Below are 16,534 nucleotides of genomic sequence, written 5' to 3' on the forward strand. Positions count from 1 at the left end.
GGGCGCCGACCGACCGCCAAGGGCGGCTGGACGGTCATTGTAGCGGCGGCCCCGACGCTTCTGCCGTGGTGGCAAGGACCCGCGCCCGCACCGGGCCGGCGCAGCTTTCTACAATGACGGGATGTTTGTTCACCTGCGCCTGCACACCGAATTCTCCGTCGTCGACGGGACCACGCGTATCGACGAGGTCGCCAAGGCGGCGGCCAAGGATGGCCAGCCTGCGCTGGCGATCACCGACCTCAACAACCTCTTCGGCGCCATCAAGTTCTACAAGGAAGCACGCGGTAAGGGGGTCAAACCCGTTCTGGGTGCCGAGGTGAATGTGGCCATGCCGGACGCCGCGCCGGCCCGCATGCTGCTGCTGGTCCAGAACAAGCAGGGCTATCTCAACCTTTGCGAATTGCTGGCACGCGCCTGGACGCGCAACGTCGTCAAGAATGTCCCGGTCTGCACCCGCGAGTGGTTGGGTGAGCTGCACGAAGGCCTGATCGCGCTGGCGGGCGCGCAGGCGGGGCCGGTGGGGCAGTTGCTGATGCGGGGTGACGATACCGGTGCCGCCGCGGCTGCGCTGGAGTTCGCCGGCATCTTTCCCCACCGCTTCTATCTCGAAATCCAGCGGGCCGGTCGTGCCGACGACGAGGCGCATGTGGTGGCCGCGGTGCAACTGGCGGCCCGCCTGCAATTGCCAGTGGTGGCCACGCATCCCATTCAGTTCGCCACGCCTGACGACTACGAGGCGCACGAAGCCCGCATCTGCATTGCTGAGGGCGAGATCCTGGGCAACCAGCGGCGGGTGCGTAAATTCACCCGCGAGCAGTACTTCAAGAACAGCGCCCAGATGGAGGCGCTGTTCGCCGATGTGCCGTCGGCCATCGCCAACACGCTGGAGATCGCCAAGCGCTGCAACCTGACCCTGGTGCTCGGCAAACCCCGGTTGCCGGAATTTCCCACGCCCAACGGCATGGCTCCGGAAGAGTACTTCCGCTATGCGTCTTTCGAGGGGCTGGAAGAGCGGCTCAAGCACCTGTTCCCCAACGAAGCCCAGCGTGACAAGGAGCGCCCCCGGTACGTGGAGCGGCTGGAGTTCGAACTGGGCACCATCCTCAAGATGGGCTTTCCGGGCTACTTCCTGATCGTGGGCGACTTCATTCGGTGGGCAAAAGAGAACGGCTGCCCTGTCGGGCCGGGCCGGGGTTCCGGTGCCGGCTCGCTGGTGGCCTATGCGCTCAAGATCACCGACCTGGACCCGCTGCAGTACAACCTACTGTTCGAACGCTTCCTGAATCCCGAGCGGGTGTCCATGCCCGACTTCGACATCGACTTTTGCCAGTCCAACCGCGACCGGGTGATCGATTATGTGAAGGACAAGTACGGCAAGAACGCCGTGAGCCAGATCGCCACCTTCGGAACCATGGCCGCCAAGGCCGCGATCCGCGACGTGGGCCGTGTCATGGACATGAGCTACACGTTCTGCGATGGCATCTCGAAGCTCGTGCCCGGCAAGCCCGGCATGTCCTACACGCTCGCGTACCCGCCGGAGGTGAAGAAGGAGGGCGACAAGAACAACTACGCGCTGGAGCTGGAGCCTATGCTCTACGAGCGGGTGCGCAAGGAAGAGGACGTCAAGACCGTCATCGAGATGGCGCAGAAACTCGAAGGCATGACACGCAACATCGGCATGCACGCCGGTGGCGTGCTGATCGCTCCGGGCAAGCTCACCGATTTCTGCCCGCTCTACCAGCAGCCAGGCAGCGAATCGGCGGTGAGCCAATACGACAAGGACGATGTGGAAGCCATCGGCCTGGTGAAGTTCGACTTCTTGGGCCTGGCCACGCTGACGATCCTGGAGATCGCCCGCGAGTTCATCATGAAGCGCCACAAGGGCCAGGAGAACTTCGCTTTCGAGAACATCCCGCTGGATGACGCGCGCACCTACCAGTTGTTCTCCGACGGCAAGACGGAAGCCGTGTTCCAGTTTGAAAGCCGCGGCATGCAGGGCATGCTGAAGGAAGCGCGTCCGAGCCGCCTCGAAGACCTGATCGCCCTGAACGCGCTCTACCGCCCGGGCCCGATGGACCTGATCCCCACGTTCGTGAACCGCAAGCACGGCAAGGAACCGGTGGAGTACCCGCACCCCCTGGTGGAGCCGGTGCTGGCCGAAACCTACGGGATCATGGTGTACCAGGAGCAGGTGATGCAGACCGCTCAGGTGCTGGGCGGCTACAGCCTCGGCGGTGCCGACATGCTGCGCCGGGCCATGGGCAAGAAGAAGGCCGAGGAGATGGCCGAGCACCGCGAGATCTTCCGCAAGGGAGCGGCCGAGAAAGGCATCGACCAGGACAAGGCCGACGAAGTGTTCGACCTGATGGAGAAGTTCGCGGGCTACGGCTTCAACAAGTCGCACGCCGCTGCGTACTCCCTGTTGGCCTACCACACGGGCTGGCTGAAGGTGCATTACACGGCCGAGTTCTATTGCGCGAACATGACCGTGGAAATGGACGACACCGACAAGCTCAAGGTGCTCTACGAAGATGCGGTCAAGCACTTCGGCATGACCTTCGAGCCGCCGGACGTCAACCGCGGCGTTTACCGGTTCGAACCGGTGACCGACAAGGTCATCCGCTACGGCCTGGGCGCCGTCAAGGGCACAGGACAGCAGGCCATCGAGGCCATGATCGCCGCCCGCGAAGGCCGGGGCGAGGGCCCGCAGGGCGGCACCGTGGGGCCGTTCAAGAGCCTGTTCGACTTCTGCGTGCGGGTGGACAAGCAGCGCATGAACAAGCGCACGGTGGAGGCCCTCATCAAGGCGGGAGCGTTCGACGCCATCCACATGAACCGCGCCGCGCTGGTCGCTTCCATCGACCGGGCCTTCGAGTTCGCGGCTGCGACGCTGGCGAACGCCAACCAGGGCGGGCTGTTCGACATGATGGGCGAGGATGCCCACGGATCGAGCACGCAGGAGCCGGATCTGGTCGAGGTGGCGCCGTGGGGCATCAAGGAGCGCCTGACGCAGGAGAAGACGGCCGTAGGCTTCTATCTGTCGGGTCACCTGTTCGACGAGGTGGAGAAAGAGGTGCGCCGCTTCGTGCGCACCCCTATCGAGGAACTGGCCGACAGCCGAGAGCCCCAGGTCATGGCGGGCATCGTCAGCGACTTCCGCGTCATCAATGGCCAGCGGGGGCGGCTAGCGCTGTTCAAGCTGGACGACAAGACCCGCACGATCGAGGCCTCTGCAGACGAGGCGGTGCTGAACGCGAACCGCGACGTGCTCAAGGACGACGAGTTCGTCGTCCTCAACGGGCGCCTGCAGCTGGACCACTTCAGCGGTGGCCTCCGCGTCAAGGTGCTGCAAGCCTGGGGTCTGGCAGGGGCCCGGGCGAAATATGGACGGTATCTGCAGGTGCTGGTCGGCGACGCCGTGCCCGATGTCACCCGTCTGGTGAAGGAGTTTCCTCCCTTGCGCGAAGACACCGAGCATGGGGAGACGCTGGTCTACGGCCTGCGCGTGCGCATGGGCGTCAAATGCAAGGCAGAGCACGGGGCTGCAGTGGCCGAGTTGCAACTGGGGGAAGCGAGTCGGTTCTTCCCGTCAGATGCGGCCCTGGCGGCGTGGGGCGCACAGGCCGGGAGCGGTGCGGTCAGCGTCATCTACGACGCCGGCTGAGCCGCGTTGCGCGCGATCGTCACCCCGGCTTGAAAAATGGGCGTGCAACACCAGATTCATCAAGCCACACCGATCGGCTGCGCTCGCTAGAATGAAATTCATGGCAACCAAACCACCGTCCCCTCCCCCGACGCCTCCCTCCCGTGCGCCTGCGCGGGACGACGGCGATTCGGTCGTGATGGAGCGGCGTCCGCAGAAAACGCAGCCGCCGCAGATGTACCAGGTGGTGATGCTGAACGACGACTACACCCCGATGGAGTTCGTGATCGTCGTGCTGCAGGAGTTTTTCAGCAAGGACCGCGAAGCGGCCACGCAGATCATGCTCAAGATCCACCTGGACGGCAAAGGCGTCTGCGGGGTGTATACCCGCGACGTGGCCGCTACCAAGGTCGAACAGGTCCTGGATGCCGCCCTCAAGGCCGGCCACCCGCTGCAATGCGTGAGTGAGCCTGTTGAATAAGTGGCTATCGGCCTCGATCTACAGTCAATCAATTCCCAGCAAGCACAAAGGAGTTCACATGATTGCTCAGGAACTGGAAGTCAGCTTGCACATGGCCTTCGTAGAGGCCCGTCAGCAGCGCCACGAATTCATCACCGTGGAACACCTCCTGCTGGCTCTGCTGGACAACCCCAGCGCAGCCGAAGTGCTGCGCGCATGCTCGGCCAATGTCGATGACCTGCGTTCGTCCCTGACGAATTTCATCAAGGACAACACCCCCCAGGTCGCCGGCAACGACGAGGTGGATACGCAACCCACGCTGGGTTTCCAGCGGGTGATCCAGCGCGCCATCATGCACGTGCAGTCCACCGGCAACGGCAAGAAGGAGGTCACCGGCGCCAATGTGCTGGTTGCGATCTTCGGTGAGAAGGACTCGCACGCCGTGTACTACCTCCACCAGCAGGGTGTGACCCGGCTCGATGTGGTGAACTTCATTGCCCACGGCATCAAGAAGGGCGAACCGCCGGAGCCTGCCAAGGCAGAAGGCCAGGCGGATGGCGAAGAAGGCGGTGGTGGCGAGCGCAATGAAAAGGCGTCGCCGCTGGAGCAGTACACGCAGAACCTCAACCAGGCAGCCAAGGATGGAAAGATCGATCCGCTGATCGGCCGCCACTACGAGGTCGAGCGCACGATCCAGATCCTGTGCCGTCGCCGCAAGAACAACCCGCTGCTGGTGGGCGAAGCTGGCGTGGGCAAGACCGCGATCGCGGAAGGCCTCGCCTGGCGCATCACCCAAGGCGATGTCCCCGAAATCCTTTCTGAAGCCACGGTGTATTCGCTGGACATGGGCGCGCTGCTGGCCGGCACCAAGTACCGCGGTGACTTCGAGCAGCGCCTGAAGGGGGTGCTCAAGTCGCTCAAGGACAAGCCCCATGCGGTGCTCTTCATCGACGAGATCCACACGCTGATCGGTGCCGGTGCGGCATCGGGCGGCACGCTGGACGCCTCCAATCTGCTCAAGCCCGCGCTTTCCAGCGGACAGCTGAAGTGCATCGGCGCTACGACCTTCACGGAGTACCGCGGCATCTTCGAGAAGGACGCGGCCCTGTCGCGGCGCTTCCAGAAGGTGGACGTGGTGGAGCCCACGGTGGCGGAGACGGTGGACATCCTCAAGGGGCTCAAGAGCCGCTTCGAGGAGCACCACAGCGTGAAGTACGCCACTGCGGCCCTGCAGGCGGCGGCGGAACTGTCCGCCAAGTACATCAACGACCGGCACCTGCCCGACAAGGCGATCGACGTGATCGACGAGGCCGGCGCAGCCCAGCGCATCCTGGTGGCCAGCAAGCGCAAGAAGACCATCGGCAAGGCCGAGATCGAGGAAATTGTCGCGAAGATCGCCCGCATTCCGCCTGCGAACGTCTCCAACGATGACCGCAGCAAGCTGCAGACCATCGAGCGCGACCTCAAGAGCGTGGTGTTCGGACAGGACAAGGCGCTCGAAGTACTGGCGTCCGCCGTCAAGATGGCGCGCTCGGGCCTGGGCAAGGGCGACAAGCCGATCGGCTCGTTCCTCTTCAGTGGCCCGACCGGCGTCGGCAAGACGGAAGCGGCCAAGCAGCTGGCCTATATCCTGGGCATCGAACTGATCCGCTTCGACATGTCGGAGTACATGGAGCGCCACGCCGTCAGCCGCCTGATCGGGGCTCCCCCCGGCTATGTGGGGTTCGACCAGGGCGGGCTGCTGACCGAGGCCGTCACCAAGAAGCCGCACGCGGTACTGCTGCTCGACGAAATCGAGAAGGCGCATCCGGACATCTTCAACGTGCTGCTGCAGGTGATGGACCACGGCACGCTGACGGACAACAACGGACGCAAGGCTGACTTCCGCAACGTCATCATCGTCATGACGACCAACGCGGGTGCCGAGACCATGAACAAGGCCACCATCGGTTTCACGAACCCGCGGCAGGCCGGCGACGAGATGGCCGACATCAAGCGCCTGTTCACGCCTGAGTTCCGTAACCGCCTGGACGCCATCGTCAACTTCAAGCCGCTGGACGAGCAGATCATCCTGCGGGTGGTCGACAAGTTCCTGTTGCAGCTGGAGACCCAGCTGGCCGAGAAGAAGGTCGAAGTCACGTTCACCGATGCGCTGCGCAAGCACCTGGCGAAGAAGGGCTTCGATCCTCTGATGGGCGCCCGTCCGATGCAGCGCCTGATCCAGGACATGATCCGGCGTGCATTGGCCGACGAACTGTTGTTCGGTCGCCTCACCGAAGGGGGGCGCCTGACGGTCGACATCGAGACGAAGAAGGACGACAAGGGCGTGGAAACCAGCGACGTGCAACTGGACATCCAGCCTTTGCCGAAGAAGGAGCGCTCGCCGAAGTCAGAGCCCGCAGAGCCGGAGGAAGCCACCGCGGACTGACGTAAAGCAGAGCCTGCACAGGCGCGAGGCCAGCCATTTTTGCAATGGCTGGCTTTTTTCTTTGCGCGCCGCCAGTGCGTGTCCTACAGGACGTGATCTCAGTGAATGGTGCAATCAGGGCCAGCCGATAGCCGTGGCAAGTGTCCCTGCTATCCCATCACCCTTGGGGCCTGCCGAGCAGGTGCCTGGACAGTCCCCACCCACCGAGGAGCGCCAGATGATCACCACCGACCCCCACCATGACCAACCTGTTCCTCCAGTTGGGCCTGGAGGAGGGCGACCAATCCATCGCCGACTTCATCCGTACCCACCAACTCCCGACCGACGTGTCCTTGGGAGATGCGCCATTCTGGAGCGATGCCCAGCGACAGTTTCTTGTCGAACAGCTCAAGGCGGACGCGCCGTGGGCCCTCGTGGTGGACCAATTGAGCGAGGCACTCCACGCAGACGCGGTAGAGCGCGCTACCGCGTCCTGACCCGATGAGCGCGCTGATGGAGAAGGTGGCAGTCTCCGCGATCGAGAAGCGACCGTTTCCCCTGCACCGCATTCACGTCAGCGACTAGGCGGTTCACTGGAAGCCTGCTCAGGCGTGGCAGGGCCTGTGGCAGGGGCGTCAGCAGCAGATCCGCTCAGGCGGTCCAAAAGGTCTTTGGTCGGGTAGCCGTCGGCGATCCACCCTTGGCTCTGCTGGTAACGCCGCAATCCGGTCCGGGTGGCAGGGCCCATGACGCCATCCGGCGTGCCTGCATCGAAGCCCTGTGCGTTCAATAGCGTCTGGAGGCTCCTCACCTGGTCGCGCGACAGCGGCTGAAGCTCGCGTGGCCACGGGGCCTGGACGCCAGGCCCGCCGTCGATCTGTTGCGCAAGCAAGGCGACGCCGAGTGCGTAGTTCACCGCATTGTTGTAGCGCAGTAGTGTGCGGAAGTTGTGGCCTACCAGAAAGGCAGGGCCTCTTGCGCCCGCCGGGGTGATCACGGCGGCACTGTCCAATACCGGCAGGGCCTGGCCGCTCGCGGCGGTGACCCCCTCGGCTGCCCATTGGGCCGTGGTTTGCCGTTGGGTGAGCTCCGCGCGCGCGTAGTCGAATCCGGCCGGCAGGCGGACCTCTGTGCCCCAGGGCTCTCCGGCGCGCCAGCCTTCACCTGCGAGGAAGGCCGCCGTGGACGCCGTCACGTCGGGAATGCTGCCCCAGATGTCACGGTGGCCATCTCCGTCAGCGTCGACCGCATGTGCCAGAAAAACCGACGGGAGGAACTGGGTGTGGCCCATGGCACCGGCCCAGGAGCCAATCATGCGGTCGGGTGCGATGTCGCCTGCCTGAAGGATGCGCAGCGCCGCCATCAGCTCGCTACGCGCCCACGCGCTGCGGCGGCCCTCGAAGCCGAGCGTGGCGAGGGCATCCACCGCCCGGAAGGTGCCGAAGTTGCTGCCGTAGTTGCTTTCCATGCCCCAGATAGCGGTGATGACGCTGGCCGGTACCCCGTAGCGCGAGGAGGCCGCGGCCAGCGTAGCGCGCTCGTCCGAGAGCTTGCGTCTGCCGGCGGCGATGCGCTGCGCGGAGATGGCCGAGTCCAGATACGCCCAGGGGGGACGGGTGAACTCCGGCTGGGCGCGGTCCAGTTCGATTACGCGGGGCTGAAGGCGGGCGTTGCTCAGCGCAGATCGCACGACCTCGGGGGCGATGCCCTGCGCTTCCGCGTCCTTGGCGAACGCGGCCAGCCACGCGGCAAAGCCTGCCTGCTCTGCCTCGGCCTTCCCGTTCTCCGCGGCGACAGGGCTGCTGCGGGTGCCTGGGGCGGTGTCTTGCGCAGAAGCCGTGGGGACGGGCACCGGCGAGGGGGCGACGCTGGCGCTGGGTGGCGGGGCCGACGCGCAGGCCGCCAGCAGGGCTGCGGCGAGTGTGCTGCCCGCCCAACGGGTCAGAGGAGAAAACCGCGGCTTATGGGAGTGGTTCGTGGTCAAAGGCATGCCCCATTGTCCTGCCTGCCGGCATACTTGCGGCTTCTGTGTTTCCGGCTGTAGCGATTCCATGCACACCTTCCTCTGGCACGACTACGAGACTTTCGGCGCCAACACCCGACGTGACCGTCCTGCCCAGTTCGCGGGAATTCGTACCGACGCTGAGCTCAACGAGATTGGTGAGCCACTGATGATCTATTGCCAGCCGGCGCCGGACTATCTGCCCGACCCGCAGTCCTGCCTGATCACGGGTATCACGCCGCAGCTGTGCCTGGAGCGCGGGCTTCCCGAGCATGCCTTCGCGGCCCGCATCGAGGCGGAGTTCGCGCAGCCCGCCACCATTGGTGTGGGCTACAACACCATCCGGTTCGATGACGAGATCACGCGCTTCATGTTCTGGCGCAACCTGATGGACCCCTACGCCCGTGAGTGGCAGAACCAGTGTGGTCGCTGGGACCTCCTGGACGTCGTCCGCATGACTTATGCATTGCGACCGGAGGGCATCGAGTGGCCCCGCAAGGAAGATGGATCGCCCAGCTTCCGGCTGGAAGACCTGAGCCGGGCCAACTGCCTGGCGCACGACGCCGCGCACGATGCGCTGTCGGATGTCCGTGCCACGATCGCGCTCGCGCGGCTGATCCGCCAGTGTCAGCCGCGGCTGTTCGAGTTCGCTCTCGGACTGCACAAGAAGGACCGCGTCGCGGCGGAACTGCGGCTACCCACGACCCAGGAGGCCGCCCGGCCGTTCCTGCATGTGTCGGGCATGTTCCCTGCCGAACGTGGCTGCCTGGGGATCATGTGGCCCCTGGCCAGCCATCCGACCAACAAGAACGAACTCATTGCGTGGGATCTGGCCCACGACCCGTCCGAATTGGCCCTGCTGGATGCGGAAACGGCCCGCCTGCGCATGTTCACGCGGTCAAGCGACCTGCCCGACGGCGTGACCCGGCTGCCCATTAAGACGGTGCATCTGAACAAGTCGCCGATGGTGGTTGGCAACGTCAACACGCTCACGGCGCAGACATCGCAACGGTGGGGCATCGATCTGGAGGCCGCCGCGGCGCATGCCGAGTCCGCACGGGCGCTGCCGGATCTGAGCGAACTCTGGAAGGCCGTGTTCTCACGACCGCAGGAGGGTGAAGCGACCGACGTGGACCAGGATCTCTACGGCGGGTTTGTCGGCAACGAGGATCGGCGCCGGCTGAACCGGCTGCGTGCGCTGCCGCCCGAGGAGCTGGCCCAGGAGCGCACGGGCTTCGACGATGAGCGCCTTGCCGAACTGGTCTGGCGCTACCGCGCCCGCAACTTTCCGCACACACTCGACGAGGCTGATCAGGAGCGCTGGGAGCAGCACCGCGTGGCGTGCCTGATGGAGGGGCAAGGCGGGGCGCTCACCTTCGACGAACTGTTCGCCCGGCTGGATGAACTCGGCGCAGAGGCCGATGAGCGCGCCGAGGGCATCCTGGGCGCACTCTACGATTACGCCGAAAGCATCGCTCCCGCGATGTGACTAGGGGTCGAGCATGCCGTTGTCTGTGCCATCGCCTGTACCGCATCGCTTCACCGTGCCGGCGAGCCCCGAGGGCGACGATCCGGTGGGCCTGGAAGCGCTGGTGTCTTTTGTGCTGCAGTACCCACGGTTGTTCGTCCTCACGGGGGCTGGGGTGAGCACGGCCTCCGGTATCCCGGACTACCGAGATGGCAACGGCGATTGGAAGCGTCCTCAGCCGGTCACCTACCAAGCCTTCATGGGAGATGTTTCCACGCGGCAGCGCTATTGGGCCCGCAGCCTCGTCGGCTGGCGGGTCATGGGCCAGGCGCAGCCGGGCCCCGCGCACCATGCGCTCGCGGCATTGGAGCGCGCGGGCCGGGTGGAGATGCTGCTCACCCAGAATGTCGATGGGTTGCACGACGCCGCCGGGAGCCGCCGGACGGTAGATCTTCACGGCCGGATCGACACCGTGAGGTGCATGCACTGCGAAGTGCGTTTTCCCCGCGCAGACCTGCAGGCGATGCTGCTGGAACGGAATCCCGCCTGGGGCGAGTTGCAGGCTGTGACGGCCCCGGATGGCGACGCCGATCTGGACGGGCTGGACTTTGCAGGCTTCGATGTACCGCCGTGTCCGTTCTGTGGCACGGGGCTGCTTAAGCCGGATGTCGTCTTCTTCGGGGAGAGTGTGCCCCGCGAGCGGGTGCAGTCTGCGCGGGATGCCGTGCAGCGGGCAGATGCGGTTTTGGTGGCCGGTTCGTCCTTGATGGTGTATTCCGGTTTCCGGTTCGTCCAGGCGGCAGCGGAAGCTGGCACACCAGTGGTCGCGGTGAACCAGGGCAAGACCCGCGCTGACGATCTGCTGGCGTTCAAGCTGCACGGCGAAGTGGGTGCCGTGCTTTCTGCGCTGGTGGCGGCTTTGCCGCCCCCGCAGGTTTCGGGTGTGCGCTGACGCCCGGCATCGGCTGTGACCGCCGGGGCGCCCCTGGCATCACTAGTGGGGGCTTGATCACGGAAGCCGCACACCCGGTTGCGGAATGCTGCGTACCGCGCAGGCGTTTGGTGCTAAGGTCCGCCTTGCTCCTGCGCAGCGTCGCCGCCATGCATGCCGCGCAGGCCGTCACAAGATATCGCAAGGAGACGCCATGCAGGACAACGCATCCTTTGGCGCGTCCGCTGCGGGGCCGGGGCCCGTGTCCGCAGCGGCGCAATTGATCCAGCGTGCACACGAGCGGTCCGCAGCCTTCGGGCTGCAGCGCCATGAAACGGCCGACCTGGAGCCGGTGCGGGCCGACGCGCTGGCCTGGACCGTGGCCCGCAACGAAGCCCTGTGTGCCCATGCCTTGCCCGTGATGGAAACGCTGTCGGCCCAGATCGCCGGTACCCAGAGCATGGTCCTGCTCACCGATGCGCAGGGCGTGATCCTGCATGCGCTGGGCGACGACGAATTCCTCGGCCGTGCCAGCCGCGTCGCTCTGCGCCCGGGCGCCACATGGGCGGAAAGCAGCAAGGGGACCAACGCCATCGGTACGGCACTGGCCATGGGCGAGGCGCTTCAGATCAATGGCAATGAGCACTTTCTCAAAGCGAACGACTTCCTGACCTGTTCCTGCGCTCCGATCCTTGACCCCCAGGGCCTGGTGATCGGTGCGCTGGACGTGAGTGGTGACCACCGCAGCCGCAGCCCCCATACGATGGCGCTGGTGCGCATGTCCGCCAAGATGGTGGAGAACCACCTGTTCGGCAAGGTGTACGAAGACGCCGTACGGCTGCGGTTCCATGCCCGGCCGGAGTTTCTCGGCACCCTCGTCGAAGGCCTTGCCGCCTTCACGGCGGAGGGCCGGTTCCTCGCCGCCAACCGCAGCGGCCAGTTCCAATTGGGCCTGTCTTCCAAAGCGCTGCAGGCGCATACCTTCCCATCGCTTTTCGGGATGCCGATGAGCACCCTGCTGGCGCACGCGCGCCAAGGCAATCCGCAACTGCTCACCCTGCGTTTGCCCGGGGGCGTGACCGTGCATGCCGAGGTGGAGCACCGGGCTCGCCCTGGGGCGTTGCTGGCAGCGCTACCCGCAGAGCCTGCGGCCGGTGCCAGCGACGCGGCTAGGCCGCACCAGGGTGCTCATGGTGCTTCGGCTGCGACCCAGGCTGGCATCGCGCCGGGACTGTCGAGCCTCAGGTACCTGAATACCGGCGACGCCCACCTGGCCCAGGTGATCGAAAGGGTCACGCGGCTTCTGGGGCGCGACGTACCCACCATGATCCTCGGCGAGACCGGCACAGGCAAGGAACTGCTGGCGCGGGCCATCCACCATGATGGGCCGCGGGGGCGCAAGCCTTTCGTGGCCGTCAACTGCGCGTCGATACCCGAAACGCTCATCGAGGCGGAGCTCTTCGGCTATGAAGAGGGGGCCTTCACCGGCGCACGGCGCAAGGGCAGCACGGGCAAGATCGTCCAGGCGCACGGCGGAACGCTCTTCTTGGACGAGATCGGGGACATGCCGCTGTCGATGCAGGCGCGCCTGCTGCGCGTGCTGCAGGAGCGCAGCGTGGCGCCGTTGGGGGCCACGCGCGAGATCCAGGTGGATGTCAACGTCGTGTGCGCCACCCACCGCAACCTGCGGGAGATGATGGCGCAAGGGCAATTCCGGGAGGATCTGTACTACCGCTTGAACGGATTGGTGGTGCGCCTGCCCGCTTTGCGGGAGCGTTCCGACCTGTCCGTCATCGTGCAGCGGTTGCTGCAGGCCCAACGCGACGGTGGCGCAGCCCATGCACCCATGATTCGGGTGTCGCCCGAGGTCATGGACCTGTTTGCCGCCCACGCCTGGCCCGGCAACCTGCGCCAGTTGGCCAACGTGTTGCGCACGGCTGCGCTGATGGCGGAGGGCGATGGCGACGGCAGCACCGTGCGCAAACAACACCTGCCGGACGATTTCCTGGGCGAATGCGAGGGTGCTCTGCCGTCGCCAGAGTACCTTCGGCACGCCGTCGACATCCTCCAGCAAGGTCCCAGGCCCGCCGCAGTGAACGCTGCGGTACGTGGGGGTGTGCGTTCCCTGGGCGACGTGACCGCCGTTGCCTTGCAGGAGGCTCTGCGTGCGCATGCGGGCAATGTCTCGGCCGCCGCGCGTGCGTTGGGCGTTTCCCGCAACACCGTGTACCGGCATCTGCGCGCGGCGTCCGTCCGGGCAGCCCCTCCGGGCTGAACATCGGCCACCTTGGCCAGCGGGCGTGCGTCCCGTCCCCGTCGTGCAGGGGCCGGGGGGACTTTTTAAGCCGCTCCGCTGGGCGGAGGACCCATCGCCTGGATGGATGCCCACTCCGCATCGCTGTACAGCCGTGAGCGTGTCAGAAAGCGCAGGCCCGTGGGACGTTCCAGCGAGAACATGCCGCCGTTTCCGGGGACTGCATCGATGATGATGTGGGTGTGTTCCCAGTAGGCGAACTGCGAGCGGCTCATGTAGAACGGCGTGCCGGCGATGTGGCCCAGAAGCACGTCGGAATCCCCGACCAGGAACTCCCCCCGGGCAAAGCACATCGGAGCGCTGCCGTCGCAGCATCCGCCCGACTGGTGGAACATGAGCGGGCCGTGTTGTGCGGCCAGCCGGGCGATGAGGTCGGTGGCGGCAGGGGTGGCCGACACGCGGGTGACTTGGGCGGCCACCGCGTCGGCCGAGCCGCCCTCACTGCTAGGGAATGCCGTGGTTTCCATGGGTCAGTCTCCTGCAGAGGCCGCCGCCCCGCGTTTCAGGCGGCCATGTCCAGCACGATGCGGCCCTGGATCTGGCCTTTGTGCATGCGCGCGAACACGTCGTTGATATTTTCCAGCTTCTCGGTGGCCACCGTCGCTTTCACCTGGCCGCGGGCGGCGAAGTCCAGCGACTCCTGCAGGTCCAGGCGCGTACCCACGATGGAGCCACGGACCGTCACGCCGCGCAGCACCATGTCGAAGATGGGCAGCGGGAAGTTGCCGGGCGGCAGGCCGTTGAGCGACACCGTGCCGCCGCGACGCACCATCCCCAGCGCCTGTTCGAAGGCCTTGGGCGAGACGGCCGTAACCAGGGCACCATGCGCACCGCCGATCTCCTTTTGCAGGTAGGCGGCCGGATCGGTGGTCTTGGCGTTGACCGTGACGCTCGCGCCGAGTTTCTTGGCCAGTTCCAGCTTGTCGTCCTCGACGTCCACGGCCGCAACGTTCAGACCCATGGCCTTGGCGTATTGCACGGCCATGTGGCCGAGGCCGCCGATGCCCGAGATGACCACCCAGTCACCGGGCCGAGTGTCCGTCACCTTCAGGCCCTTGTAGACCGTGACGCCCGCGCACAGCACGGGTGCGATGTCCACGAAGCTGATGTCCTTGGGCAGGTGGCCGACGAAGTTGGGGTCCGCCAGGGCGTAGTCGGCAAATCCGCCGTTCACGGAATAGCCGGTGTTGCTCTGCGATTCGCACAGCGTCTCCCAGCCGCCCAGGCAGTGGGTGCAGCAACCACAGGCCGAATGCAGCCAGGGTACGCCGACCCGGTCGCCTTCCTTGATGTGCTTGACGTTCTTGCCGATGGCCGCCACGAAGCCAACCCCTTCATGACCAGGAATGAACGGCGGGTTGGGCTTGACCGGCCAGTCGCCCTCGGCGGCATGCAGGTCGGTGTGGCAGACGCCGGACGCTTCGATCTTCACGAGGATCTGGTCGTCTGCAGGCACGGGAACGGGCACTTCCTCGATGGTCAGCGGTTTGCCGAATTCACGGACGACAGCGGCTTTCATGGTTTTTGCGGACATGGGCACGGACTCCTTGCGGTTGCGAACGGATGAAGAGAGAGGGCGGGGCGAACGCTTCCAGAATAGGTACGCCCCGCGCTGCGCCGGTTAATGCAGATCAACCGGGTGCCGATCGGCCGCTCAGAAGAAGCCCAGCTTGTCCGGGCTGTAGCTCACCAGCAGGTTCTTGGTCTGCTGGTAGTGGTCGAGCATCATCTTGTGGTTCTCACGGCCGATGCCGGACTGCTTGTAGCCGCCGAAGGCCGCATGGGCGGGGTAGGCGTGGTAGCAGTTGGTCCACACACGGCCGGCCTGGATACCGCGGCCCATGCGGAAGGCCCGTGCGCCGTCGCGGCTCCACACACCGGCGCCCAGGCCGTACAGCGTGTCGTTGGCGATTTCCAGTGCTTCCTCTTCGGTCTTGAACGTCGTCACGGACACGACGGGGCCGAAGATTTCCTCCTGGAAGATCCGCATCTTGTTGTGGCCCTTGAATACCGTCGGCTTGACGTAATAGCCGCCGGCCAGGTCCCCGGCCAGCTGGTTGCGTTCGCCGCCGATCAGGCACTCGGCGCCCTCCTGCTTGCCCAGGTCGAGGTACGAGAGGATCTTCTCGAGCTGTTCCTGAGAGGCCTGCGCGCCCACCATCGTCCCCTTGTCCAGAGGGTGTCCGGTCTGGATGGCGGCCACGCGCTTGAGCGCCCGTTCCATGAACTGCTCGTAGATCGACTCCTGGATGAGCGCGCGGCTGGGGCAGGTGCAGACCTCGCCCTGGTTGAGCGCGAACATGGTGAAGCCTTCGAGCGCCTTGTCGAAGAAGGCGTCGTCGGCGCTCATCACGTCCTCGAAGAAGATGTTGGGGCTCTTGCCGCCCAGCTCCAGGGTGACGGGAATGAGGTTCTGGCTGGCGTACTGCATGATCAGCCGGCCGGTGGTGGTCTCGCCGGTGAAGGCGATCTTGGCGATGCGGTTGCTGGATGCCAGCGGCTTGCCGGCCTCCAGCCCGAAGCCGTTGACCACGTTGAGCACGCCTGCGGGCAGCAGGTCGCCGATCATCTCCAGCAGCACCAGGATGGAGGCGGGCGTCTGTTCCGCGGGCTTGAGCACCACGCAATTGCCGGCCGCCAGGGCCGGCGCGAGCTTCCATACCGCCATCAGGATCGGGAAGTTCCAGGGAATGATCTGGCCCACCACACCCAGCGGCTCGTGGAAGTGGTACGCGACGGTGTTGTGGTCGATCTCGCTGATGCCGCCTTCCTGCGCCCGTACGGCGCCGGCAAAGTACCGGAAGTGGTCTATGGCCAGAGGAATGTCGGCCGCCAGTGTCTCGCGCAGCGGCTTGCCGTTGTCGATGGTTTCCGCCACGGCCAGGGTGAGCAGGTTGGCCTCCATGCGGTCGGCGATCTTGAGCAGGATGTTGGCCCGGTCGGTGGTCGACGTCTTGCCCCAGGCGCCCTTGGCTTTGTGCGCGGCGTCCAGCGCGGCCGTCACGTCCTTGTCGTTGGAGCGTGGGATCTCGGCGAATACCTGGCCGTTGATCGGGGAACTGTTCTCAAAGTACTGCCCGTCGACCGGCGGCACCCATTGGCCGCCGATGTAGTTGCCGTACTGCTTCTTGTAGGGGTTGGCGATGCCGAGGCTGGCGATTTCTGCCATGTTCATGGTGCTGTCTCCTGGTTGGAATGGGAAGAGGTCGCTCGTCGCGCTGCGGCGCCGTGCATCCTCTGAAGGGCAAGTCGCGTGCCAGAGCCAGGCAGAGGCATTCGTGCCGACCGGCTGGTGGCTGCCGCCTCGGC

The 16,534-nt window shown here is 65.6% G+C and carries 11 protein-coding genes; 7 read left to right on the forward strand and 4 right to left on the reverse strand.

From position 1 onward, the window contains the following. Positions 1–121: 121 nt before the first annotated feature. The 4 genes from dnaE (at position 122) to QE399_RS15740 (ending at position 7,007) form a co-directional block, all read left to right on the forward strand. Complete coding sequence (gene dnaE, locus QE399_RS15725; RefSeq protein ID WP_309830082.1) at positions 122–3,664, forward strand: DNA polymerase III subunit alpha; 3,543 nt, start codon at positions 122–124, stop codon at positions 3,662–3,664. Positions 3,665–3,764: 100 nt separating this feature from the next. Further along, entirely contained in the window at positions 3,765–4,124 is a 360-nt protein-coding gene (gene clpS / locus QE399_RS15730; protein WP_309830084.1) for an ATP-dependent Clp protease adapter ClpS, read from the forward strand. Positions 4,125–4,182: 58 nt separating this feature from the next. Next, positions 4,183–6,531 (forward strand): ATP-dependent Clp protease ATP-binding subunit ClpA, encoded by a 2,349-nt coding sequence (gene clpA / locus QE399_RS15735; protein ID WP_309830087.1) that lies wholly within the window; start codon positions 4,183–4,185, stop codon positions 6,529–6,531. Positions 6,532–6,770: 239 nt separating this feature from the next. Next, entirely contained in the window at positions 6,771–7,007 is a 237-nt protein-coding gene (locus QE399_RS15740; RefSeq protein ID WP_309830089.1) for a DUF2789 family protein, read from the forward strand. Positions 7,008–7,084: 77 nt separating this feature from the next. Here QE399_RS15740 and QE399_RS15745 read toward each other — a convergent pair whose 3' ends face one another. Further along, positions 7,085–8,500: a lytic murein transglycosylase gene (locus QE399_RS15745; protein ID WP_309830091.1), complete on the reverse strand. Its 1,416-nt coding sequence runs from the start codon at positions 8,498–8,500 to the stop codon at positions 7,085–7,087. A 61-nt stretch (positions 8,501–8,561) separates the two neighbouring features. Here QE399_RS15745 and sbcB point away from each other — a divergent pair, with 61 nt between their 5' ends. From sbcB to QE399_RS15760, 3 genes are all read left to right on the forward strand, one after another. After that, entirely contained in the window at positions 8,562–10,001 is a 1,440-nt protein-coding gene (sbcB, locus tag QE399_RS15750) for an exodeoxyribonuclease I (RefSeq protein WP_309830093.1), read from the forward strand. A gap of 13 nt (positions 10,002–10,014) precedes the next feature. Next, positions 10,015–10,932 (forward strand): NAD-dependent protein deacetylase, encoded by a 918-nt coding sequence (locus QE399_RS15755; protein ID WP_309830095.1) that lies wholly within the window; start codon positions 10,015–10,017, stop codon positions 10,930–10,932. Positions 10,933–11,125: 193 nt separating this feature from the next. After that, positions 11,126–13,186, forward strand: a complete 2,061-nt coding sequence (locus tag QE399_RS15760) for a sigma-54-dependent Fis family transcriptional regulator (RefSeq protein ID WP_309830098.1) — start codon at positions 11,126–11,128, stop codon at positions 13,184–13,186. Between the two features lie 65 nt (positions 13,187–13,251). Here the strand turns inward: QE399_RS15760 and QE399_RS15765 are convergent, their stop codons facing one another. The 3 genes from QE399_RS15765 to adh form a co-directional block, all read right to left on the reverse strand. Beyond that, positions 13,252–13,692, reverse strand: a complete 441-nt coding sequence (locus QE399_RS15765) for a DUF779 domain-containing protein (RefSeq protein WP_309830100.1) — start codon at positions 13,690–13,692, stop codon at positions 13,252–13,254. A 35-nt stretch (positions 13,693–13,727) separates the two neighbouring features. Beyond that, on the reverse strand, positions 13,728–14,759 hold the full coding sequence (adhP, locus tag QE399_RS15770) for an alcohol dehydrogenase AdhP (protein ID WP_309830101.1): 1,032 nt from the start codon (positions 14,757–14,759) through the stop codon (positions 13,728–13,730). A 120-nt stretch (positions 14,760–14,879) separates the two neighbouring features. Then, positions 14,880–16,400, reverse strand: a complete 1,521-nt coding sequence (adh, locus tag QE399_RS15775) for an aldehyde dehydrogenase (protein ID WP_309830103.1) — start codon at positions 16,398–16,400, stop codon at positions 14,880–14,882. Between the last annotated feature and the right edge of the window lie 134 nt (positions 16,401–16,534).

The organism is Paracidovorax wautersii (assembly GCF_031453675.1).
Taxonomy (GTDB): Bacteria; Pseudomonadota; Gammaproteobacteria; order Burkholderiales; family Burkholderiaceae_C; genus Paracidovorax.